Source organism: Companilactobacillus mishanensis, from assembly GCF_003946505.1.
GTDB classification, from domain to species: domain Bacteria; phylum Bacillota; class Bacilli; order Lactobacillales; family Lactobacillaceae; genus Companilactobacillus; species Companilactobacillus mishanensis.
Genome location: NZ_RHON01000002.1, coordinates 128,826 through 154,115, shown reverse-complemented (window position 1 = coordinate 154,115; position 25,290 = coordinate 128,826). Strand labels below are relative to the sequence as shown.

Below are 25,290 nucleotides of genomic sequence, written 5' to 3'. Positions count from 1 at the left end.
ATGACATTGTCGTAGATTAATTTTTTTAATAATGAGAATTAATATGGAGGAAAATAGCATGTCAAAAATCGCAGAAAATATAACTGAATTAATTGGATCAACACCTATCGTCAAATTAAATAAGGTAGTACCTGAGGACGCTGCCGATGTATTTGTAAAATTGGAGTTTTTCAACCCTGGTAGCTCAATCAAAGATAGAATAGCTTTAGCTATGGTCGAAGCTGCTGAAAAAGCTGGCAAGTTAAAGCCAGGTGATACTATCGTGGAACCTACTTCTGGAAATACCGGAATCGGTCTTTCTCTTGTTGCATCCGCTAAAGGCTATCACTTGATTATCATGATGCCCGACACAATGAGTGTTGAACGTAGAAAGCTTATGCAAGGTTACGGTACTGAACTTGTTCTTACACCAGGTAGTGAAGGAATGGGCGGAGCAATCAAACGTGCTCAAGATCTAGCCGATGAAAAAGGTTACTTCTTACCTATGCAATTCTCAAACCCTGCTAACCCTGAGATTCACGAGCTTACAACTGGTAAAGAAATCATCAGTGCTTTTGGAGACGATGGTGTTGATGCTTTTGTTGCCGGTGTCGGTACTGGTGGTACATTGACTGGTGTTAGCCATGCTTTGACAAAACGTTATCCTGACGTTACTTTTTATGCCCTTGAAGCTGCAGAATCACCACTTCTAAAAGAAGGTAAAACTGGTAAACATAAGATTCAAGGTATCAGTGCTGGTATGATCCCAGATACATTGGATCAAAAATCATATTCAGATATAGTAGAAGTAACTAGTGATCAAGCTATCGATATGGCACAAAAAGTTAGCCGTAACGAAGGCTTCTTGCCAGGTATTTCTGCAGGTGCTAATATCTACGGTGCCATTGAGATCGCCAAGAAATTGGGTAAAGGTAAAAAAGTTGTCACAGTTGCTCCAGATAACGGTGAAAGATATCTATCAACTGATTTGTTTAAATTTTAAAAAGAAAAGTCAAATATTTTCTAATCTTTAGCAACTTGTGAGAAAATAAAAAGCGTCTATTTTATGGGGGAAAACTATTATGAAAAAACGTGTCTTATTAATTCTTGCTACAGTGGCAGCATTGGTATTAGTTCTTACTGGTTGCAGCAACAGTAGCTCAAGCGAAACTAAAACTAAAGGGACTTTAACAATTGGTCTCGAAGGAACATACGCACCATATTCATACCGTGAAAATGGTAAGCTCACAGGATTTGAAGTTGAGCTTGGTAAAGACATTGCCAAAGAAATGAACTTAAAGGCAAAATTTGTTCCTACTAAATGGGATTCACTGATTGCCGGATTGAATTCAAACACATTTGATATGGTCTTGAACAATCTAGCTGAATCTAAAGATCGTAAAGCCCACTACATTTTTGCTCAACCTTACGTCAATTCACAACCTGTAATCGTTACAAAAGATAGTGATAATTCAATTACATCTGTTAAAGATTTGAAAGGTGTCAAAATGGCTGAAGGTACTGGTACCGACAACTATAACAATGCCAAGAAATTCGGTGGAGACATCGTTCCATCATCAGATTTCCAAACTACTATGTCAATGATCGACCAAGGTCGTGTTAAGGCAACTATCAACTCAAAAGAAGCCTTTCTAACATGGCAAAAAGATAGCAAGAGCAAGAGTGATAATTTGAAATATCAAGTTATTCCTGCTAAAGATTTGAAAGCTTCAAAAATTGCTCCAATGTTCAACAAGAAATCAACTAAGTTACGTGGTGACGTTAACAAGGCCATGGACAAGTTATACAAAGATGGCACAATGAAACGTCTATCAAACAAATACTTTGGTGAAGATATTACCAAGTAGTAGTTCTATCGAGGGGGATCAGATATATGTGGAACACAATCATAACTTCATTGCCTGAATTACTTTCCGCAATGATTCAATACACAATTCCATTAGCTTTGTTATCTTTCCTATTCGGATTGATACTAGCTGTATTAACTGCATTGATTAAATTTATTAAACCTAGCGAAAATAAGGCATTGAAGTATCCATGGTTGGTTCTACGCGCAATTGCTAGTTTTTATGTATGGCTATTCCGTTCCACTCCACTACTAGTTCAATTGTTTATTATTTTTTTTGGACTACCTAATGCTGGTATCCAGCTTGATCCATTCATCGCTGCTACCATCGGATTCTCATTGAATACTGGTGCCTACGCATCAGAAACAATTCGTTCAGCTCTAATGTCAGTTCCTCAAGATCAATGGGATGCTGCTTATACATTGAACTTCAGTACAACACAAACCTTGAATAAAATTATCTTGCCACAGGCAATCAGAATTGCACTTCCACCACTTTCCAACTCATTTATTGGATTAGTTAAGGATACTTCTTTGGCAAGTTCGATAACCATTTTGGAAATGTTCCAAGTCAGTCAACAAATGACTGCCAAAAACTTTGAGCCATTATTGATGTATTCACTAGTTGCCGCATTATATGCAATTATTTGTTCAATCCTGACACTATTACAACATTACCTAGAAAAACGTACGAATAAGTATGTCAAAGGAAGTGCTGCCTAATGATTTCTCTAAAACATATTAATAAATCATATGAAGGAAAAACTGTTCTTAACGATATCTCTGTTGACTTCCCAGCTGGGAAAACGACGGTTATCCTAGGACCTTCTGGTTCAGGTAAATCAACTCTCTTACGTTCGATCGACTTACTAGTCAGACCGGAGAGCGGGTCAGTGGAATTTCCAAATTTGACTTACGATTATTCCAAACCTATTTCTAAAAAAGATAGTTTTTCACTTCGTCAGAAAACAAGTATGGTATTTCAAAATTGGAATTTGTTTCCAAATTTAACTGTGCTAAAAAACATCACGACTGCTCCAATGACAGTATTAGGACAATCAAAAGCTGAGGCCGAAAAGCACGCAAAAGAATTGATCAAACGTGTTGGTTTAGCTGGACTAGAGGAACGTTATCCAAGTCAGCTATCTGGTGGTCAGCAGCAAAGAATCTCCATCTGTCGTGCCTTAGCGATGAATCCAGAATATATTTTGCTAGACGAACCAACTAGCGCCTTGGATCCAGAACTTGAAACTCAGGTTTTGAGAATCCTTGAGGAATTATGTAAACAAGGCCAATCAATGGTCATCGTGACCCACAACATGGATTTCGCCAGGCTAGTTTCTGACAAAATCGTCTTTATTGAAGATGGTACAAAAGTCTATGACGGCGATACTAAGGATTTCTTCGAGAATCCTACACCTCGTATCAAGGACTTTCTATCCGGGATCTCCATTGATCCAACAGTTGAAGAAAAATAAAAATAAGATGCCGAATGGCATCTTATTTTTTTATCTCTAGATATCTTTTGCTACAGCATATGCATCCCAAATTGCCTGCATAATATTGTCCACATGGCGTGAATCACCAAGTAGATATGTCTCTTTACCTGAGGTACTCAACAAGTCAGAAAAAATATTATTAGGCTTGTATCCCAATGCACAGACAACAGTATCACTGTTGATGGTCTGTTTATTTCCATCAGAAGTTTCAACAATAACATTAGTTCCATCGACTGAATCAACTTTTGTATTAAGTTTCAAATCGATATTGTTGTACGGAATCAGTTGTTTCAACATTTGATAGTTAGCAAATGACATTTTACCAACGCCACCGCAAATGTCGTCGCGCATTTCAACGATAGAAACATCTTTACCTTGTTTCTTGAGCATCAAAGCTGTCTCACAACCTACAAGACCGCCACCAATAATTGTTACGTGATTACCAATCTCCGTCTTCTTCAACAAAACATCGGCGGCTGTGATCATTTGATTACTGCCAAAATCGGGAATAATTGGTTTAGAACCGGTTGCAACAACGATTGTATCAAATGCGTTATCGTTGAAATCCTTCTTGGTAGCTGCAGAATTTAGTTTAATTTCAACGTTACCCATATTACTTAATTGACGTTTGAACCATTCGATCAACTCACGGTCATTTGACTTGAAATCAGGTGCTGAACCAGGTACGAGTTCGCCACCTAATTCAGAAGTTTCCTCCATCAAAGTTACATTGTGTCCTCTTTTACCGGATATCCAGGCAGTTTCAAGACCAGCGGGACCACCACCGATTATCAAAATATTTTTCTTCTCTAAAGGAACGGTCAGTCTATATTCAGCCTCCCGACCAGTAGCCGGATTAACTGTACATGAGAATGGCAAACCGTGCTCCAAACGAGCTAAGCAACCGTCTTGGCATGAGATACATGGGCGAATATCTTCCCAAGCATCTGCTTTGATTTTGTTTGGCAAATCAGGGTCAGCTAGTAGTGGACGACCAAACTCAATCAAGTCGATACCTTGATCCAGCGCATCATTGATAACTTCAGGGTCGTCCATTCTACCGGCAACACCAACAGGAATATTAACAGCCTCTTTTACTTGGGCACCAAAAGTGTTATAAATTCCTTTCTTATTGAAGTACATTGGTGGGTGATTCCAGAACCAAGCATCGTATGTTCCGGCATCAACATTTAGCATGTCGTATCCGGCAGCCTCAAGAATCTTTGCGGCTTCAAGACCTTCACTAATATCACGGCCCTTTTCCTCAAATTTTTCTCCAGGCATTCCACCAACCCTTAGTTCTTTAATGAAACTCTTTAGAGAAAATCTGATTGATACAGGAAAATCCTCACCACATTGAGCTTTGATACCCTTAACAATATCAGTTACAATACGAAGTCTGTTTTCCAAACTACCACCGTATTCATCAGTTCTTCGGTTAAACAAACTCATGGCAAACTGATCAAATAAGTAACCCTCATGAACCGCGTGAATCTCAATACCATCAAAACCACTCTGCTGGCAAATAACCGCACTCTTGACGAAGTCCTCAATCATGTGTGTGATCTCATCATGAGTCATTGCACGATGGATCTGTTTAGGATCAAATCTGTTTTCATTTTCGGATGGAGCCCATTTTTGTTTCGAAGCTCCTGGGAAAGAAGAACGGCCTGAACCTGCAGAAATCATACATATAGCTTTTGTTCCATATGAATGTATTTTATCTAACATTTCCTTTGATGTATTCATGAATACTAATGGATTCTTGATAGCACATGGTACACTACCATCCGCAAAATCGACATAGTCACAGCCAATCAATCCAACTGTGATCATACCAACGCCACCTTTGGCACGGCGGATGTACATATCTTGCGCATTCTTATTGAATCCACCTTGATCATCGGAATAGCTAACAAGTCCCAACGGTGCCATGACGGTTCTGTTATTGATAGTTAATCCACCAATTTTAGCAGGTGTAAATAGTCTTGATACATTACGCTTTTTGACGTCCTCGGTAACAATAACCATTACTTTTTCCTCCTCATATTTTTATCTACAAATTAATTAATATTGTTTACAATTACATTGTGCATTCTTTTACAAAGTATGTACAATTAGAATATAGGGATGAAAGTATAACCGTTTTATTATAGTAAAACTGTTTATTAATAGTAATTGTAATAAATATCAAAATCATTTGATTGTGAATAGTATTCACATTACGGGAGGCGCTTAAAATTGAAAAATGATAAGTTAATGAAGTTTCTCGAGGCAATTTCAAAATATGGAAGCATTTCAAAAGCTGCAAATAGTCTTTATGTGACCCAACCTTATATCAGTCAAACGGTCCATGAATATGAAAAGAAGTTCGGTGTTTCCTTGATCGACAGAGATGTAAAACCATTACAGCTATCGTATGCCGGTACCATCATGCTTAATTATTTGCGTCAACAAGAAAATGAGTATTCCTCATTGAAAACACAGATGTCTAGTCTGGCAAAGTATGCACACGGTGAGATTGTTATCGCAACAAATCAGCCATTAGGAAGAATATTTTTCCCAAAAATCATGCCAGCATTTATTGAAAAATACCCTGACATCCGAACCAGATTACTTGAGATGCCAACTTACCAGGCCGAAAAATCCTTAATAAATGGCGAAATTAATTTCTTCATTGGAATGCCAATTTATAACAAAAAGCTTATTTACAAGAAACTGTCAGAAACACCTATTTACATTTTGGTACCAAAATCATCTAAATTATTCGATCCCTCAAGAAACTATCCACCTGAATTTCCATACGCCCTCGAATCGATTCAAAACGAAAAGTTTATCAAAATACGTGGCGATTCACGTTACCAAGAAATGTTAGACCACTTCTTGATAGATAACGGAATCTCGATCAACATAACGACCGAAGTTGCCAATATGGATATTGCTGCTCAGTTGGCAGATCAACAAATTGGTTGTACTTTTATCGTCTCGCAAGTATTGCAACAAAACCTGATTCGTCCTAATGCACACCTTAACGTTTACCGAATGCCCACTAATTTGCTGAGCACGGATGTAGGCATTTCTTATAAGAAATCCGCAAACGTCATTGCACCAGTAAAGTTACTCGACGAATTAACTCAAAAATATTTAAATCCTATTTTGTAAACTAAAATGATAAGATAGTTTTAATTAAATCAAAGGGGAAATCTATGAAACTGACCAAACAAGAATTCATCCGCTATGGTGCGTTTATTGCCATATTTTTGATATTGATAATCTACCCTGCTCAAGTATTCAACTTATTTAAAGCTCTCTGGTCTGTGGCTTTACCGTTAGTAATTGGAGCAGCTCTGGCTTACTGTATCAACATTCTTAGTAGTATGTTCGAAAAATACTTTTGGCCTAAAGCTAAGAAAAAAATATGGACTAGTTTACGCCGACCAACTGCTTTGATTTTGGCCTTAGTCATCATTATTGCTATCATCGCTTGGGTCATGAGATTGGTTATCCCACAATTCATCGACGCTATCAGTGGATTCTTTACCAGTTTGCCTGATGTCGTTGATAAAATTAACAAGTGGCTCGACAACTCAAATAATGCCAACACGCTGATTGACCAACTTGAAACTACTAAAATTGATTGGTCTTCCATTCAAGCAAAATTGATGAAACTCATTTCTACTGGACTTTCTGGTGTATTCTCATCATCTCTATCAATTTTTGGAAGTATTTCTAAAGGTTTGTTCAATTTCATTTTGGCCTTCACCTTTGCTATCTACTTAGTAAGTGGTAAAGAAAGAATCGGCAATCGTCTGAATCGTGTTTTTGATGCATTTCTTCCTGCAAGATTTATGGAAAAAACTCGTTATGTATTACACATTGCCAATCAATCATTCTCAAGTTTCATTAAGGGACAAGTCACTGAAGCATTCATTCTTGGAACGTTGTGTGCACTGGGCATGTGGATCTTCAGATTCCCAAACGCATTGTCGATAGGTGCTTTAGTCGGAATGACAGCTTTGATTCCTATGATTGGTGCTTGGATCGGTGGCGGTGTTGGCTTTGTCTTGATTGCAGTCACATCCCCACTACAGGGTGTATTGTTCGTAGTATTTATCATTATTTTGCAACAACTTGAAGGAAACCTGATTTATCCTCACGTTGTTGGTGGTTCAATTGGATTACCTGGAATTCTTGTCTTAGTTGCCATCACGATTGGTGGTGGACTGGCTGGCATTGTCGGAATGTTAGTTGGTGTACCAATCGTAGCAACAATTTATCAATTGATTCGAAATGCTACTTTAAAAAAAGAAGAAAAATCAAATCCAACTATTACGGAAATATAAAAAGACTGCTGAAATTTCAGCAGTCTTTTTTTAGGATCGAGCAACCCATATTAATGGTGAGATAATTCCTTATATCTCTTCATCCAGAGATCTATGTAGGCTTGGGAAAAAGGACCTTTTCCCTTGTCTATCCAATCAATTAAAACATCAACATTATAATGTAGAATTTTATCTATCTCTGGCGGATAATTCCACATCTTGCTGTGTGCTGCATATTCATCAACATCAAGCAGACGCTTTTCACCGTCAGGAAATACCTTTACGTCTAAATCATAATCTATATATTTGATGGCTTCTTTATCTAAAGCAAAGGGAGTAGCCAAATTACAGTAATAAGAAACTCCAGTATCACGAATCATTGCAATAATATTGAACCAGTAGTGCTTATGGAAATATACAATTGCGGGTTCTCGAGTCACCCAACGGCGACCGTCTGATTCAGTGACTAACGTGTTTTCGTTACAACCAATTATTTCGTTCTCGCTTGTCTTTAACACCATTGTTTCACGCCAAGTACGATGTAAATGACCATCATGCTTGTAACTCTGGATTGCTACGTAATCCCCTTCTCTGGGTATTTGCATAACATGACCAGCTTTCAAAAACTTGTTCAAAAAAATTATAACAGAGCTGTGAAACGATTGAAAGAAAAGTTGAAACTAATCGTCACTTTGTAAAGCTTTCTTGATTGAGTCATATGAATAACCCTTACCCATCAAGTATTTGATCAACTTAGACGGATTGTCATAACGATGTTGGACCTTGTCGATCATCTTACGAAGATTTTCACTCTCCTCATCCTCGTCTTTTTCCAAATCAATATTGTCCATAGTTTGATTAATGATCTCAGGACTAAATCCTTTAGAATACAGGCTTTGACGCAGCTTGGTCAATTGTTGTCGGAAAGAGGCACGGCGATTCTTGTGGATTTGTTTTTTAGCAAACTCAGTTGCATTCTCAAGTAAAATATCCTGGTCAATCTCATCCATTTTCATTTGGATTATCGATTCAGGAACACCTTTTTGAAACATTTTTTGTTTGATTATTTTGGGACCATTGGCAGACGTGTTCAGTTGAGTGTTGATAAAACTTTGTGCATAAGCCTCGTCATCTAAATAATGTAGTTTTTCCAAACGTTCCAGAACATCATAGATTATTGGACTTTCATATTCCTTCTTATAGAGGTAGTCTTTCATCTCTTTGATGGTCCTTAATTGATAACTCAAGTAATTGACCGCATCGCCATATGCCTTATTGACGTTTTCACGATCTTTTATTTTATTGATTTCCTCATCAGTCAATTCAACATCTTTCATCAATCGAAATTCGATCAAAGTTGATTCTCCAACTGGAAATGCATATGTGCCGTCAAGATAAATATTGTAACGACCTTTTCTTTTCTGTGCTTGTATTTTGGTGACTTTTGTCAATTGCTCTACCTCGCATGTTATACTCAAGTGTAAGTTTAACGCAGATTTTCTCAAAGGAGAAATTAATGGATAATAATATTACTGAAGAACTAAATGTGGGCGACCGTTTCCCACTTACTATCAGAAGAATCGGAATAAACGGTGAAGGAATTGGATTTTTCAAACACGTTATTGTTTTTGTACCAGGAGCTGTCCCGGAAGATGTTATCGTTTGCGAAATCACTGAAGTACATACTCGCTTCTTAAATGGAAAAATTCATAAAATTAGAACTCGTAGCCCATACAGAAATGAAGATGTCACTCCACTTGCTGAAAAAGTTGGTGGGCTTGAATTTGCTCATATCAAATATGAAGATCAATTAAGATTCAAGGCTGACATTTTGCGTGAATCTCTGAATAAATATAAACCACACGCATACGAACATTATCGTATCAAGCCAACTTTGGCATCCCCACAACAAGAAAGATATCGTAATAAAGCTCAATTCCCGATTCAGGAAATTGATGGTGAGATCCGTTGTGGCTTGTATCAAAGTGGTACCCAAGACTTAGTTGATCTACCCGACATGCCAACTCAAATGGATCTAACAATGAAGGCAATCCGTAATATCGTCAAAATAATTAAAGAACTTGGATTGCCGGTTTATAATCCTGAGGCAAAATCAGGAATCATCAGCATGATCGTTATTCGTCAATCAGTTGAATTCAACAAATTACAAGTAACCTTCATCACACGTTCAAAGAAGTTCTTAAAAGAACACAAATTTGTTGAAGCTATCCGTGAGGCTATCCCCGAGATAAGCTCTATCTCACAAAATATCAACACTGAAGATCAAGGCGCCGTTTGGGGTGATGAGACTCGTCTTATCTGGGGTGATGAGTATCTTCAAGAAGACATCAATGGATATACCTTCAACCTCTCACCTAGAGCCTTCTTGCAACTTAATTCATTACAAACCGATAAACTTTATGATTTAGCAGCTGAAGCACTTCATCCTGCTCCATCTGACATTCTGTTAGATGCATACTGTGGTGTTGGTACTATTGGTATCACATTAGCAAAACAAGTTGAGCATGTTTATGGAATCGAAATTATTCCAGAAGCTATCGCTGATGCCAAAAAGAATTCAGAATTGAACGGCATTACTAACACTGACTATTACGTCGGTTCTGTTGATGAAGTTTATCCAAAGTTATTGGAAGATGACATTCATCCAAACGCTGTTATTGTTGACCCTCCACGTGTTGGGTTGGACGATAAATTGATCAAAACTATCTTGGCAAACCGTCCTGAAAAATTTGTTTACATTTCATGTAACCCTTCTACCTTAGCTAAAGATTTAACTCAACTTGTGACTAAATATCGTGTTGATTACTTGCAACCAGTTGATATGTTCCCACAAACTCCACATGTTGAAACAATAGTTAAGCTATCAAGAAGATAAAAATTGACGGGTTATAAAATACTTGTTAAACTAATATTACTAAAAAACAAATAAGGAGCCTTCTCAACTGAAGACGAATTCTACAATTCAAATATTGAAAGTTAATCCTGTCTAGGAGAACTTTGGTAGGCATTCATGGGAATGCTGATCCGATTTCTTGGCGCAGATTTTTATCACAATGATAATTAATTCCGCATCCCCATCAAACCGCTTATACCGAGGTTCTCTTTTTTTCTATACCCTTTTACACAAATTAAATTAAAGAGGATTATTAAATGGACACTGAAACTTATCAGACTGAATTATCTGAAATACAGCAGAAACATAATACTGAAAACTTCGAACAAGGCCTTTCTGAACAAGAGGCTGCCAAAAGATTGGCAGAGAATGGCCCCAACAAAATTGAATCACATCAGACACCTAAGTGGAAAATTCTACTTAGACAATTCAATAATATGGTCATCTATGTGCTGATAGCTGCAGTAGTGATCACTCTATTAATGGGTGAATACTCGGATGCTGCGATTATTGCTATCGTTGTTATCATCAACACTTTGATTGGTTATTTCCAAGAAACAAGTGCATCTAATGCTGTTGAAAAAATCAAAGAGATGCTTTCGACTGACGCTACTATTTACCGAGATGGTGAACGTACCGAAGTCCCTGCTGAAGAAATCGTTGTTGGCGACTCTGTCTTTTTAGAGGCTGGTGACAATGTCCCTGCCGATTTAAGAATTGTCGTATCTGACAACTTGAGTATTCAGGAATCTTCATTGACCGGTGAGGCCAATTCGGTTGAAAAAACTGAAGAAGCTATACCAGGCGATAAAGTCTCTCTGGCTGATCAAACAAACATGGCCTTCGCATCTACTGCTGTAACTAAAGGTAGCGGAATTGGTTTAGTCGTTGCCACTGCTGAAAAAACAGAAATTGGTAAGATTTCGACAGAAGTAAGTTCCGTTGAACAAAGAAAAACTCCACTGATGAAGGTGATCGACCGACTTGGTGCCAATGTATCTTACTTTATCCTGGCAGCAGCGGTAGTTATCTTCGTAATTGGTCTAATGTTTCAAGTTTACTCACTACCAGTACTCGCAATGGCCGTTGTAGCTGTCGTGGTCGGTACGATTCCTGAAGGATTACCAGCTTCGACATCAGTGATTCTAGCTAAAGGTGTTAGTGATATGGCTAAGAATCAGAACACAATCATCAAAACTTTGCCATCCGTTGAAACGCTTGGTTCCGTCGATGTTATTGCCACTGATAAAACAGGTACGTTAACCAAAAACGAAATGACAGTTACTGATATAGTAATTGATTCTAATGAGTATCAAGTTAGTGGAACTGGTTATGCTCCGGTTGGAGAGATCACTCAAAATGATCAACCGATAGAAATCGATGAAAAGATGCAACTCTTTTTAGAAGCTGGATATTTTGCTAATGATACACGTCTTTTACAAGAAGATGGCAAGTGGAAAATAAATGGTGAACCAACAGATGGTGCCTTCTTATCGCTTTATCATAAGGTCTTCCCAATTGAAGATAAATCACGTTTTGAACGTGTAGATATCTTACCTTTTGATTCCGATTTCCGTTATATCGGACAATTAGTTGAAGACAAAGCTAAAGATAGAATTCTATTCGTTAAAGGTTCTCCTGATAAAATTTTCAAAATGGCGCAAAAAGTTGACTCCAACTTTGATATTGAAGGTTGGACTCGTAAAGTCGAAGAATATTCAAAAGATGGTAAACGTGTAATTGCCGTTGCCTATCGTGACGTACCTGACAATGAAACTGACGTAACTCATGAACTGATCAACGAAGGACTGACTTTCTTAGGTTTAGCAGCCATAATTGATCCGCCACGTGACGAAGTTATTCAAGCACTTAAGGAGATCCGTTCCGCTGGTGTCGATGTAAAAATGATTACCGGTGACAGTGCTCTGACCGCAAAAGCTATCGGTGAAAAGCTTGGTTTAGCAGATGAGATCCATGCGATCACAGGACTCGAATGGGATGCTCTTAATGATGAAGAACGTATCATTGCTGCAGATAAAAATCAGGTTTTCGCTAGAACTACTCCTGGTAATAAAATTGAGATCATCAAAGCCTTACAAAAGAACAATAAAGTTACAGCTATGACTGGTGACGGAGTTAATGATGCTCCAGCTCTAAAACGTGCTGACATAGGTGTTGCGATGGGTATCAAAGGTACCGACGTAGCTAAAGATTCTGCCGACATGATTTTGACTGATGATAACTTTGCGACGATTTCAAATGCTATCCGTGAAGGACGTCGTATCTTCGACAATATTAAGAAAAGTATTCTTTATTTATTGCCGATCTCGTTTGCTGAAGGTCTGATAATCGCCTTCGCCATCTTAACTCGAGATGACATCCCTCTTCACCCAACTCAATTACTTTGGATCAACATGGTCTCCGCAATAACAATTCAGTTCGCCTTGATTTTTGAGCCAGCTGAAGATGGCATCATGCAACGACCACCACGTAAAACCGGTGCTAAACTTATGAATCGCCACGATGTTTTCCAAGTTACTTATATTTCATTTTTAATGGCAATAATCGGTATGATCGTCGACACTTGGTTCACAGGAATGGGTGTTAGCCCTGAAGTAACCAGCACAACTATGGTCAACGTGCTTATCGTTGGTAAGATTTTCTACCTATTTAGTATCCGAACTCCAAAATTAGCACTATCTAAAGAAATGTTCGTGAATAAAAATGCCTTCATCTTCATTGCTATCATGATGGTCCTTCAGGTGATTTTAACTTATGTACCATTTATGCAAGGAATCTTCCACACAAGTGCAATTGGAACAACAGAATGGTTGATTGCCTTAGTTGGAGGAATCATAGTTTTCGCAGTAGCAGAACTTGATAAGCTGATCAGATTAGACTTTAGTAAAAAAGTTAGTCAGTAATAACTAATGATTAAAATAAGTTTGACATGATATAAATATCTTGATAAACTTAATATACAAGGAAATAATAATTTAAAGAGAATTTGGTATAGCATTCTTCGGAATGTGAAAAAACAGATTTCTTGGCAGGCAATTTATCAGACAGGATAAATTACGCAACTGTCACCAAACCCGTTCTACCAAATTCTCTTTTTTATTTAATCCCCCACTTACTAATGAAAGCGAGGAATTATATGGCAAGAAAAATATATCAAAAAAGTATCGAGGAATTAAAGAAACAACACAACTTAACAGACTTTGAAAATGGACTTTCGACTGCAGAGGCTTCACAGAAGTTATCCGCAGATGGTCCTAACAAACTTGAAGAGATAAAAACTCCTAAATGGAAAATATTTTTAAGACAGTTTAACAATATGGTTATCTATGTCTTGATAGCAGCAATATTCATCACCCTATTTATGCAACACTACTCAGATTCAATCATTATTGGTGCCGTGGTAATCATCAACGCACTGATCGGTTATTACCAAGAAGCGAGTGCATCAAACGCAATCGACCGGATCAAAGAGATGTTATCTGACACTGCGACCGTTTATCGTGACGGTAAGCGTACAGAAATACCTTCTGAAGAAATTGTTGTTGGGGATGTAGTTTTCTTAGAAGCTGGTGATAATGTTCCAGCTGACTTGAGAATCGTTAACTCTGACAACCTGAGTATCCAGGAATCTTCGTTGACTGGTGAAGCAGATTCTGTTGAAAAAGATGCTGAGCCAATCATGGAAGATAACGTCGCTCTAGCAGACCAAGACAATATGGCTTTCGCATCCACTGCAGTAACTAAAGGTAGTGGTATCGGATTAGTTGTTGCAACTGCTGAAGATACAGAAATTGGTAAGATTTCATCTGAAGTTAGTTCAGTTGAACAACGTAAGACTCCGCTAATGCAAGTTATCGATAGCTTGGGTACGAAGATTTCCTACTTTATTGTCTTTGCAGCTATCGTTATTTTTATCATAGGATTCATGTTCGACACCTACGCACTGCCTATTCTGGCAATTGCGGTAGTTTCAATGGTTGTTGGTACAATACCTGAAGGGCTTCCTGCTACAACTTCCGTTATCTTAGCTAAAGGTGTCAGCGATATGGCTAAGAATCAAAATACCATCATTAAGACTTTACCTTCGGTTGAAACTTTGGGTTCAGTTGATGTTATTGCAACCGATAAAACAGGTACTTTGACTAAAAATGAAATGACCGTCACTGACATCATTATCGACCATCAAGAATATCAGGTCAGTGGTATCGGATATGATCCACACGGCGACATCACTCAGGATGGAAATAACATTGAAATCGACTCCAAAATGAAGTTATTCCTAGAATCTGGTTTTGAAGCTAATGACACTCATTTACAAAATGTCGATGGTGAATGGAATATTGTTGGAGAACCAACCGATGGTGCCTTCCTATCCTTGTATCACAAAGTCTTCCCTCACGGTGAAGAATCAAAATATGAGAGTTTAGATATTCTCCCGTTCGATTCTGACTTCAGATATATTGCCCGATTAGTGAAAGATAATAATGATAAGAAATATCTATTCGTAAAGGGTTCTCCCGACAAACTATTCGACATGGGCGAAAAAGCAGATTCAGGTTTCGACCGCCCAGCTTGGCAAGAATCTGTTAGAAAATTTTCTGAAGAAGGTAAACGTGTTATTGCCGTTGGATATAAAGAGATAAATGATGACACGGCCGAGATTAGTCATGAATTGATCACAAGTGGGCTGAACTTCTTAGGATTGGCAGCAATTATCGATCCGCCACGTGAAGAAGTAATTGATGCCTTGAAAGAAATTCGTTCAGCAGGTGTCGAAGTTAAAATGATTACCGGTGATAGCCCACTAACAGCCAAAGCCATTGGTGAAAAATTAGGCTTAGCTGATGAAATACACGCAATCACGGGTCCAGAATGGGACAAACTAACTGAAGAGGAAAAACTTGCTGCAGCTTTGGACAATCAAGTTTTTGCTCGAACAACTCCTGGTAATAAAATTGAAATTATCAGAGCCTTGCAAAAGAGCAACAAGGTAACTGCCATGACTGGTGACGGAGTTAACGATGCTCCTGCTTTGAAGCGTGCCGATATTGGTATCGCAATGGGTATCAAAGGGACTGACGTGGCTAAAGATTCAGCTGATATGGTTTTAACGGATGACAACTTTGCGACCATTTCGAAAGCTATTCGTGAAGGTCGAAGAATCTTCGATAATATCAAGAAGAGTATCCTATATCTTCTGCCAATCAACTTTTCTGAAGGTCTGATTGTGGCTTTCGCAATCCTAACTAAAAGTGATATTCCGCTACATCCGACCCAGTTGCTCTGGATCAACATGGTGTCAGCGATTACGATTCAATTTGCTCTAACGTTTGAACCAGCAGAACCAGGAATCATGCAACGAGCTCCAAGAAAATATGGTAGTAAATTAATGAGTAAACATGATGTTTTCCAGATGACGTACATTTCTATTTTAATGGCAGCAATCGCCTTAGTAGTTGATTCATGGCTACGTGGTCAAGGTGTAAGTGCCCTAGTATCAAGTACGATAATGGTCAACTTGTTAGTTGTTGGAAAGATTTTCTACCTATTTAACATCCGTACAAGTAAGTTTGCACTATCAAAAGACATCTTCCGCAATATGAAAGCTTTCTATTTCATTGGATTGATGATCGTCTTACAACTGATTCTGACATATGTACCATTTATGCAGACAGTATTCTACACACGTTCGATCGGTATGATGGGATGGGGATTAGCAGTTCTGAGTGGTATCGTAATTCTAGCCGTAGCTGAATTTGATAAACTCATTCGTTTCATCAAAAAAAATAAGGTAACAGAAGTTGAATAAACTTCCGTTACCTTTTTTATTTTAAAAAAATTAAATCATGGTTTCCCAGTCTTCTTCCCACAGAATACCCATGGTTTTCTCACCAGTGTGAACACTGATTGCAGGTCCAAGATGACTCTGCGTTACGCGAATATCTGGAAACATTTCGTGGATCTCATTGACCCAATTATTTGATAATTCTTCATTATTTGCATCGATGACAGTCGCGTGAATCTTATAATCTGCTTGTTCAGAGTACTTCTTCAATTCTACAAACATCATACGTAGTGCGCGTTTCATTGTACGTTCCTTGGCAATGGCAATGATTTTACCATCAGGATCAAATGTCAACATTGGTTTGATATTCAACAAGTTACCAACAACAGCGGCACGATTACTCAATCGACCAGTTCTCATCAAGTGCTTCAAATCATCGACCGCAAAATAAACATCCCTGGTCGAGCGCATTTTTTCAAGTTGAGGCATAATTTCTTCTGGCGTTTTACCCTCTTTTACCATTGCACCCGCAAGCAAACAGAGATCAGCTTCACCAGCACTGGCAACTAGTGAATCAAATGGGAAAATTTCAGCTCGTTCATAAGTTCTACAAAACATACGTAGATTGTCCATAAATGAAGTTATTCCACTGGAAAGATGAATCGAGATAATTTTGTCGAAACCTTGATCAACTAATCGATCATAGGCTTCTTCAATTTGCCCCATGGAAACTTGAGCTGTAGTTGGAAGTTCATCTTCGGTTTTCAAATAATCGTAGAAGGTATCCAAATCAAGTTCTTCAGTTTCCTTATATTGCTTATTTCCCAAAATTACAGTTATTGGTAAAACGGTGATTTGGTACTTTTCAATTTGCTCAGGTGTTAAATACGATGCTGTATCTGTAACCACGGCCGTTGGCATAAGTCCCGTCCTCTATTCCTATATTTTGTGAGAATGCGTGTCTAAATAATACCATAATTGACCAGTTTCTTTTATATTTTAAAAATTAATATTATAAGTAAATAAAAGCAATCTTGTTTCATTTTTAAGAAAGCGTTATCATAATTATTAAGTAAATATTTACTAAATATGAGGACAATTATGGACACAACAAAATTACTCAAAAACTATGAATCTACATTTTCATCAACACCGGAACATCTTTTCTTTTCACCTGGAAGAATTAATTTGATCGGTGAACATACTGATTATAACGGAGGAAATGTCTTTCCATGCGCAATCAGCCTCGGGACATATGCCGTTTATGGCAGTCGCGACGACGATATCATTCAACTTTATTCTGACAATTTTCCCAATCAAGGAATCGTCTCCTTACGATTGAACGACCTTGCTTATCGTAAAAGTGACGACTGGGCAAATTACCCTAAAGGTGTCATCAACAATCTGATGAACCGTGGTTACAATATTGACCATGGTTTCAACTTATACATCAAAGGAAATCTTCCCGATGGTGCTGGCCTATCCTCGTCCGCTTCGATTGAGTTGCTGATCGGTGACTTATTGAAAAGTGTATTTGATTTGGACATCAGCCAACTTGATCTAGTAAAGGTTGGTCAAGAAGTAGAGAACGATTATATCGGATTGAATTCAGGAATAATGGATCAATTCGCTGTTGGAATGGGTAAAAAAGATCGAGCAATTCTGCTTGATACAAATACGATGAAATATCAATATGCTCCCGTACAATTGGGCAATAACGTAATTGTGATCATGAATACCAACAAACGGCGTGAGCTTCAAGACTCAAAATATAACGAACGCCGTAGTGAATGCGAGGAAGCTTTGGCTAGATTGCAAAGCCAATTACACATCAATTCACTCGGTGACTTAACAATCGATCAGTTTGACCGTGCCAGCTATCTCATAAACGACGACACACTGATAAGACGTGCCAGACATGCAGTTTTTGAAAATCAACGTACCCTGGAGGCAGTTTCTTACCTCAACGATAATGACATCGAAGACTTTGGAAAATTAGTCAACGCTTCGCATGTTTCTCTACATTACGATTATGAAGTTACTGGTGTTGAATTGGATACACTAGTTGCTGCAGCTTGGGAACAATCAGGCGTCTTCGGTGCACGAATGATCGGAGCAGGATTCGGTGGCTGTGCCATTGCTATCGTTAACGAGAATCAAGTCTCTGACTTCAAAGAAAATGTCGGAAAAATTTATAAAGATAAAATCGGCTATGATGCAGACTTTTACATTGCTGAGATATCTGATGGACCAAGAGAATTATCACTTACAGGAGTGAACGCATAATGAATATTGCTGACAAATTTGTCGAGCTCATCGTTAAAGCTGACAACGATTATGAAGAACTAGATAATATTTATTTGAATAATAGAATCAGAGGCATGATCGGTGATAACATCGATGAAACTTCCGAATCAACTGATATTTTGGAAATCAGAGATAGATTGATCCAAACTGCTATCAATAATGAAAAAATAGCTAACGATCAAACTTCAAAAGAGATTCTGAGTGATCAATTGATGGATCTATATACACCTACCCCATCAAGACTGAATCACCGATTTTGGAATCTTTATCAAGAGTCATCTGAACAAGCAACGAATTATTTCTACAAGTTAAGCTGTGAAAATGATTATATCAAGACGAAAGCAATTGCCAAGAATATCTCTTATCCTGTAAAAACTGAATATGGAAAATTGGAAATTACAATAAATCTTTCCAAGCCGGAAAAAGACTCTAAAGCTATTGCCGCAGTCAAAAATCAATCACAATCAAGTTACCCCCAATGCCAACTATGTATGCAAAATGAAGGCTATCTTGGTCGCCCTGGATATCCGGCTCGTAGTAACCATCGAATAGTTCGATTTGAATTAGGTGGAGAAACTTGGGGACTACAATATTCTCCTTATGCATATTTCACAGAACACGCCATTTTCTTAGCCGGAGAACATCGTCCAATGGTTATCAATCAGCATACTTTTGAAAACTTGTTAGAAATAATAAAACAGTTTCCACAATATTTTGTCGGTAGTAATGCTGATTTACCAATCGTCGGCGGATCAATGTTGACACACGATCATTATCAAGGTGGTCGTCACATTTTCCCTATGATGCTGGCACCTATCGACCGTGAATTTGATATCGGAATTCCCAATGTTGATGCGGGAATCGTCAAGTGGCCTATGTCGACGATAAGATTGACCAGTAATGACCCAGATAAATTAGTCATGGCTGCAAATAAGATTCATCAAGCCTGGATGAATTATTCTGACGAGAGTGTTGATATCCGTGCATATACAGACGAAATCAGACATCATACTGTCACACCAATTGCACATAAAGTTGGTGACAACTATGTACTCGATATTGTTTTGCGTGACAATCAGACTTCTGAAAAATATCCAGATGGTATCTTTCATCCCCATCAAGATGTTCAACACATCAAAAAGGAAAATATCGGCTTAATTGAAGTTATGGGACGAGCAATTTTACCAGCACGTCTCAAAACTGAACTTAATGAGGTCGAAAAATATTTACTTGGACAATCAAATGACATGGCTTCTTATCACAAAAAATGGGCAGATAGTTTAAAATTAAAATATAAATTTAATTTTGATAATATTTCTGATATTGTTAAAAAAGAGGTCGGTTTAGTCTTTGCACGTGTCTTGGAAGATGCCGGCGTATTCAAGTGGAATGACGAAGGCCGTAATGCATTCGATTGTTTTGTGAAAGTCGTCAAGGAGGAATAAACAAACATGGCAGCAACATTAAAAGATATTGCCCAAAAGGCAGGTGTTTCCACCGCCACGGTATCGCGAGTTTTGAACCACGATACAACCCTATCAGTAACCAAGAACACTCGTGATAGCATCTTCATGATTGCTAAAGAGTTGAACTATAAGCGCTCATCTAAGAAGACAAATCCCAGTTTTCAAAAGCGTATCGCCTTAGTCCAATGGTATTCTGAGGAAAAGGAACAAGACGACTTGTACTACATGATGATTCGTGAAGGAATCGAGCAACGTAGTCAAACTCAACAATTCGATGTTCTGAGAGTCTTCCACAACAATATCGACAATATCAGAAATTACATCAACGGGATAATTGCTGTTGGTAAATTCAGCGATGATCAAGTTCAAGTTTTGGCAAATATGACTAACAAACTAGTCTTCATCGACGATGATCAATTTTATAATGGTTACGATTGCGTGGTAACGGACTTCAAAATGGGTGTCAAACGTGTTATCAATTTCTTCATGGAACAAAATATTCCAGACATTGGTCTAATCTATGGCGTTGAAGAAACTACCGATGGTAAACGTATCGTCGAGGATCCTCGTAAAGTGGCATTCGAAGATACAATGCGTCAGAAAAATATCTATAATCCTGAATTTGTTTTTAAAGGTGACTTCTCAAAAGAATCTGGCTATACCCAAATGAAACATGCTATTGAAGAATTAGGTTCAAATCTTCCTCATGCATTCTTTATTTCGAGCGACCCAATGGCCTCTGGTGCCTTACAAGCATTGCAAGAAGCTAACATTAAAATACCAGAGCGTGTCAGTATATTCAGTTTCAACAACACTTCTTTGACTGATTTTGTTAATCCCGAGCTCAGCTCAGTTTCAGTCGCTACCCACAGTATGGGTGGAACGGCGGTCGACTTATTGAAAGACAAATTAGAGAATACTGAACATACCGCGGCACGAATTGAATTAGATACAAAATTAGTTTTCCGTAAAAGTACAAATCAAGAATAGAAAAAAGTCAGTGGAAAAATTTCCGCTGACTTTTTTTCTTAAAAATTTATTCAACCATTATTTGTCCCATCATCCCGTTTTGCTCATGCTCGAGATTATGGCAGTGATACATATAAAGACCTTTTTCCTCAAATTTGAAAGTTAATTTTACGGAATCTCCAGGTTTTAAGTTAACCGTATCCATGTAGCCAGTTTCGTTCAAAGGTGGCTTGTGCCCGTTAATGGATAAAATTCTGAACTGTACACCGTGAAGATGGAATGGATGGCTCATGTTCATCATTTGTTTTTTATTCTTTACCGTCCAGACTTGTTGTTGTCTTACTTTTGTGTGGATATCGATTCGATCTGGATTAAACTGTTTACCATTTATTTCGACCATCTTGCTCATACCACTCAACGTTAGTGTTTGCTTATCAACGTCATGTGTACCAGCCTTGGCAGTCGCCATTTTCAACAAAGATTTGGGCATCCTTTTGATATTGTCAGTCCGCGTTTGCATTTTCAATGTGACGACAGGTATTCCACCAGCAACTAATTCAAGAGATTCACCATCTGGTATAGATGATGTATCAACCAAAACTTCAGCTCTTTGTGCTGGTGCTAATGTTAATTTCTTTATTGGATCCGGTTTTGATAAGAAACTACCATCACCGGCAATTTGGTACATTTTCTGATTATTTGATAGCTTAAAAGTGTAATTTCTAGCATTAGATCCGTTGAGTAAACGCAATCTTACAAACTTAGTAGTTACATTGATATATGGATTCAATGTTCCATTTACCAAGATATTTTCGCCTAAAGTACCGTCAGAATTGTAATCCTTTTTGTAATTGAATTGATTCTTTGAATCGAATGTTCTGTCTTGAACAACTAATGGAAAATCATCAACACCGTAGTTCTTGGGTATCTTCAGATTTTTACTTGTATTATCGCTGACATAAATCAGTCCAGCTAGGCCCTTGTATACTTGCTTAGCAGTTTGGCCACTTGGATGTGGATGGAACCAAAGCGTTGCCGCTGGCTGTTGGACTTTAAAACTAATATTTTTAGTTTTGCCCGGTTTAATCGGATCATGAAGGCCACCATCTGCTTTCCCGTCAATAATAGCGCCATGCCAATGGAAAGTAGTATTCTCGTTTAAATCATTTACTTCCTTTATATGGACAGTTTGGCCACGTCTTATCTTGATGACAGGTCCAAGATAAGTACCGTTGTATCCCAAGGTCTCAGTGCTACCACCATCTTTAAAATCAGTCGTACCGGATTTGGCAGTAACTGTATAGTACACATCGTTTTTAGTTTGCTTATCAGGCTTCAAAATTGGTGGCAGAGCCAATTCTTTCTCTGGTGCAGTAGATTTGACCAGATCAACTGAATGCTCCGTCATATGACCAGATTCGTCGTTATCCATCATTCCATTACCACTATTGCCGCCCATCATTGCTGCGGCGTATGAATTAGAGCTTGGTATAAATAGGAACGCTAATACTGTTGCAAATAAAATCGATAGTATCAATATCAAACTTTTCTTCATAAGTATTCCCCTAGCTTATTCGAATTTGTCCCCAATACTAGATACAGAATGTTAATGATATTGTATTACAGATTTATGTAATTTTAGTATATTTTGCATGATAGAATAAAAATAACAATTATAAAGGAGATTTCAAAATGAAAATCTATTTCGCTAACGGACTATTTTCACAGGCTGATCGTATGTTTAACGCTTATGTTGTTGATAAAATCCGTAATATGTCATCTGATATCGAGGTTTATTTACCTCAAGAAAATGGTGACATCAACGATAAAACAAAATTTGCTGACTCAATCAAGATTGCACAAGAGGATAACAAAGAATTATTAGACTCAGATTTAGTAGTTGCAGTTCTCGATGGAGAAATCATTGATATCGGTGTTGCTTCAGAAATCGGACTAGCTTTTGGTAAAGAAATCCCCGTTGTAGGGCTATATACAGACCTTCGTCAACATGGTGCAGAGAATCCTGAAAAGCTCAAAGCTGTCGCAGTTATCGGAGAAAACCCATTCCAATACGCAAATACTTATACCATCGGATTGATCAAATTAAACGGAGCTGTCGTCAATAATGTTGACTCCCTATTAGAACAAATTCGCAAATATCTATAATTATTTTAGTGTATTTTAAGTTGTCAAGTTTTCAATAAGATTACAACGACTTTACGTTATGATTATATCCACCTTTTTTAGCTTAATACGTTATATGATATTTCTCGTTAGATAATTTCAATTGTTTCTTTACATAATCTTAATTTTTACGGGAGAAAATTTATATAATGAAAGTTAAAAAAATCGTTAGCTCTATCGTCACAGTTGCATCACTTACATTTGTTGGAATCGGTGCCTCAGCATCAGTAGTTTCATCAAACGCACAAGCAGCAACAGTAGCAAACGTAGATATGCCACAAACAACTATTTACGTTTCAAATCCTAACGGAGCTACAATTTATTCAACACCAAACGCCAAAGGACAAGTCGGTGCATCAAGCAACGGCCTTTCAAATGGTACTGCATGGGCTACTTCTAAAGCCATGAAGATCGGTAACTCAACATATTACCAAGTTGGTAATGGTCAATGGTTACTAAGCACAGATGTTTCATTCGACGCACCCGTTACAAGTCTTAACAAAACAATGTACGTAAACGCTAATGGTGGTTCTGTAAATACATACAACTCTGCTAAAAACGGCTCATATGTTGGTTACGTTAATGACGGTGATGGCTATGCAGTTTTTGCCCAAACAACAGACGCTTCAGGTCAAGTTTGGTATAACTTAGGCCAAAACACATGGGTAAACGGTCAATATATGTCAGATGAAAAACCAGCTGAAAAAATCTCAATGAGTGCTACAGCTTATGACCCAGCAGTTTTAGGTTCAAGCATGGGTTACTCAGGTGTTGCTGCTAACCTTTCAAAATATCCAAAGGGTACACAACTTAAGATCACTTTAGGTGATGGTACAGTATTGAACAGAACTGTTAATGATACAGGTACATTTGCTTATAGCAATCCTAACCAACTTGATATTGCTATGCCTAACTCACAAGCACTTCAATTTGGTCGTCAATCAATTACTGTACAAGTAGTCTAAGCAAAGCTTAGATTACTTGTACAGCTTGGTCCTCCTTTGTGGCTGTGGCCACTTAGGAGGAGTTATGGGGTCGACGATTTATGGAGACTCCTTTCCATGGAACTTTTAGTTAGGCTCAGTGGCTTTGCCACCTAGCCTAACTTATGGGGTCGCCTCGGGCGACCGTATTCCATGGCACTATAATTCTATAAAACATTAAAGCAAAAGCAGGTAACTTCTATTCTGGATAGAAGTTACCTGCTTTTTTTGTTTGATTTTATTTTATATCGGTAAAATTCAAAAGATTTAAGTTCAAGCTCTTCAAGTCAAAATCATGAAACATTCTTTTTCTTCTAAAGTAAAACTAAGTATGCTTCTTCTTATTCCCTCTCAGGATTTCCCTCTAGCCTGCTGTCTTCTTTTAATATGATACGCCGCTCTTTTTGGGACTCTATGTGGCATAGCCACTTAGAGTCCTTACAATCGTCCCATAAGTTGGACTATGCGGCATAGCCGCTTAGTCCAACTAAAAAAGTGCGACCCCGGAGGGGCCGCACAGTGGAAAGAAGAACTTCGTGAAAACAAATTATACATTTGTCCTTCTTAATAAATGGATCCTAACAAATAATGTATTGAGTTTAGGCGACTTTAAAATAAAAATTTTAAAAGTCGATTGTATATTAACGCTTCATACTAGTTCCAGTCACGCCTTATTGTTGTAGCTCGCTACCATTAACTTGATCTGAAATATTAATTCCAGAAATACTTAACTGTGGTCTACACTCTTGGCAATTCATCTTTACCACGTCTTTAATTTATCATTATTTGTATACGTTTACAATAGTTTGTTAAAAGATTTTTAAGATGATTATATTTGATTGATTGTTGGGGATTTCTGATTGTTGAAATGGGTGGCTATTAGTGATGTTCTTTAGATCATTTCACCGACTTAAATACCTCAATTGTTTGTGCTAAAAATCGTAGTTCAAGTTCATGAAACATTTTTTGTCTTCTAAAGTAAAACTTAGTATGC

19 protein-coding genes are annotated in these 25,290 nt (G+C 37.8%); 14 read left to right on the top strand and 5 right to left on the bottom strand.

Going from position 1 to position 25,290, the window contains the following annotated elements; genetic code table 11:
- Nucleotides 1-58: 58 nt before the first annotated feature.
- The 4 genes from cysK (at nt 59) to EKM63_RS03320 (ending at nt 3,324) form a co-directional block, all read left to right on the top strand.
- The gene (gene cysK / locus EKM63_RS03335) at nt 59-982 is read left to right on the top strand and encodes a cysteine synthase A (protein ID WP_125703709.1); all 924 of its coding nucleotides are present in this window, start codon (nt 59-61) and stop codon (nt 980-982) included.
- Nucleotides 983-1,061: 79 nt separating this feature from the next.
- On the top strand, nt 1,062-1,847 hold the full coding sequence (locus EKM63_RS03330; RefSeq protein ID WP_125703707.1) for a transporter substrate-binding domain-containing protein: 786 nt from the start codon (nt 1,062-1,064) through the stop codon (nt 1,845-1,847).
- Between the two features lie 26 nt (nt 1,848-1,873).
- Nucleotides 1,874-2,569, top strand: a complete 696-nt coding sequence (locus EKM63_RS03325) for an amino acid ABC transporter permease (protein ID WP_125703705.1) — start codon at nt 1,874-1,876, stop codon at nt 2,567-2,569.
- Nucleotides 2,569-3,324, top strand: a complete 756-nt coding sequence (locus EKM63_RS03320) for an amino acid ABC transporter ATP-binding protein (RefSeq protein WP_125703703.1) — start codon at nt 2,569-2,571, stop codon at nt 3,322-3,324. The genes EKM63_RS03325 and EKM63_RS03320 overlap by 1 nt, the downstream gene beginning before the upstream one ends.
- A gap of 36 nt (nt 3,325-3,360) precedes the next feature.
- Here the strand turns inward: EKM63_RS03320 and EKM63_RS03315 are convergent, their stop codons facing one another.
- Nucleotides 3,361-5,376 carry an oxidoreductase gene (locus EKM63_RS03315; protein WP_125703700.1) on the bottom strand — a complete coding sequence of 672 codons (2,016 nt, stop codon included), beginning with the start codon at nt 5,374-5,376 and terminating at the stop codon, nt 3,361-3,363.
- A 210-nt stretch (nt 5,377-5,586) separates the two neighbouring features.
- Between EKM63_RS03315 and EKM63_RS03310 the strand changes: the two genes are divergently transcribed.
- A complete protein-coding gene (locus EKM63_RS03310; RefSeq protein WP_125703698.1) occupies nt 5,587-6,507 on the top strand; it encodes a LysR family transcriptional regulator in 921 nt (306 codons plus the stop codon).
- A gap of 44 nt (nt 6,508-6,551) precedes the next feature.
- Nucleotides 6,552-7,688 carry an AI-2E family transporter gene (locus tag EKM63_RS03305; protein ID WP_125703696.1) on the top strand — a complete coding sequence of 379 codons (1,137 nt, stop codon included), beginning with the start codon at nt 6,552-6,554 and terminating at the stop codon, nt 7,686-7,688.
- A gap of 50 nt (nt 7,689-7,738) precedes the next feature.
- Here EKM63_RS03305 and ntdP read toward each other — a convergent pair whose 3' ends face one another.
- On the bottom strand, nt 7,739-8,272 hold the full coding sequence (gene ntdP / locus EKM63_RS03300) for a nucleoside tri-diphosphate phosphatase (protein WP_125703694.1): 534 nt from the start codon (nt 8,270-8,272) through the stop codon (nt 7,739-7,741).
- Nucleotides 8,273-8,347: 75 nt separating this feature from the next.
- The gene (gene recX / locus EKM63_RS03295) at nt 8,348-9,118 is read right to left on the bottom strand and encodes a recombination regulator RecX (RefSeq protein WP_125703692.1); all 771 of its coding nucleotides are present in this window, start codon (nt 9,116-9,118) and stop codon (nt 8,348-8,350) included.
- 65 nt (nt 9,119-9,183) lie between these two features.
- On the opposite strand from recX, the gene rlmD reads away from it, so the two are divergent.
- The 3 genes from rlmD to EKM63_RS03280 all read left to right on the top strand — a co-directional run bounded on the left by rlmD (nt 9,184) and on the right by EKM63_RS03280 (nt 16,411).
- On the top strand, nt 9,184-10,563 hold the full coding sequence (rlmD, locus tag EKM63_RS03290) for a 23S rRNA (uracil(1939)-C(5))-methyltransferase RlmD (RefSeq protein WP_125703690.1): 1,380 nt from the start codon (nt 9,184-9,186) through the stop codon (nt 10,561-10,563).
- 275 nt (nt 10,564-10,838) lie between these two features.
- Nucleotides 10,839-13,505 carry an HAD-IC family P-type ATPase gene (locus EKM63_RS03285; RefSeq protein ID WP_125703688.1) on the top strand — a complete coding sequence of 889 codons (2,667 nt, stop codon included), beginning with the start codon at nt 10,839-10,841 and terminating at the stop codon, nt 13,503-13,505.
- Between the two features lie 233 nt (nt 13,506-13,738).
- Nucleotides 13,739-16,411 carry an HAD-IC family P-type ATPase gene (locus tag EKM63_RS03280; protein WP_125703686.1) on the top strand — a complete coding sequence of 891 codons (2,673 nt, stop codon included), beginning with the start codon at nt 13,739-13,741 and terminating at the stop codon, nt 16,409-16,411.
- Nucleotides 16,412-16,441: 30 nt separating this feature from the next.
- Here EKM63_RS03280 and EKM63_RS03275 read toward each other — a convergent pair whose 3' ends face one another.
- Nucleotides 16,442-17,308: a DegV family protein gene (locus EKM63_RS03275; protein WP_125703684.1), complete on the bottom strand. Its 867-nt coding sequence runs from the start codon at nt 17,306-17,308 to the stop codon at nt 16,442-16,444.
- A gap of 180 nt (nt 17,309-17,488) precedes the next feature.
- Between EKM63_RS03275 and EKM63_RS03270 the strand changes: the two genes are divergently transcribed.
- The 3 genes from EKM63_RS03270 to EKM63_RS03260 are packed head-to-tail and all read left to right on the top strand — an operon-like array spanning nt 17,489 to nt 21,150.
- Nucleotides 17,489-18,673, top strand: a complete 1,185-nt coding sequence (locus EKM63_RS03270) for a galactokinase (RefSeq protein ID WP_125703682.1) — start codon at nt 17,489-17,491, stop codon at nt 18,671-18,673.
- Nucleotides 18,673-20,139, top strand: a complete 1,467-nt coding sequence (locus EKM63_RS03265) for a UDP-glucose--hexose-1-phosphate uridylyltransferase (protein ID WP_125703680.1) — start codon at nt 18,673-18,675, stop codon at nt 20,137-20,139. The genes EKM63_RS03270 and EKM63_RS03265 overlap by 1 nt, the downstream gene beginning before the upstream one ends.
- Nucleotides 20,140-20,145: 6 nt before the next feature.
- A complete protein-coding gene (locus EKM63_RS03260; RefSeq protein WP_125703678.1) occupies nt 20,146-21,150 on the top strand; it encodes a LacI family DNA-binding transcriptional regulator in 1,005 nt (334 codons plus the stop codon).
- Between the two features lie 46 nt (nt 21,151-21,196).
- Here EKM63_RS03260 and EKM63_RS03255 read toward each other — a convergent pair whose 3' ends face one another.
- Nucleotides 21,197-22,684: a multicopper oxidase family protein gene (locus tag EKM63_RS03255; RefSeq protein WP_153494407.1), complete on the bottom strand. Its 1,488-nt coding sequence runs from the start codon at nt 22,682-22,684 to the stop codon at nt 21,197-21,199.
- A 137-nt stretch (nt 22,685-22,821) separates the two neighbouring features.
- On the opposite strand from EKM63_RS03255, the gene EKM63_RS03250 reads away from it, so the two are divergent.
- Nucleotides 22,822-23,295, top strand: a complete 474-nt coding sequence (locus EKM63_RS03250) for a nucleoside 2-deoxyribosyltransferase (RefSeq protein WP_125703676.1) — start codon at nt 22,822-22,824, stop codon at nt 23,293-23,295.
- 167 nt (nt 23,296-23,462) lie between these two features.
- Nucleotides 23,463-24,278 (top strand): hypothetical protein, encoded by an 816-nt coding sequence (locus tag EKM63_RS03245; protein WP_125703674.1) that lies wholly within the window; start codon nt 23,463-23,465, stop codon nt 24,276-24,278.
- Nucleotides 24,279-25,290: the final 1,012 nt, after the last annotated feature.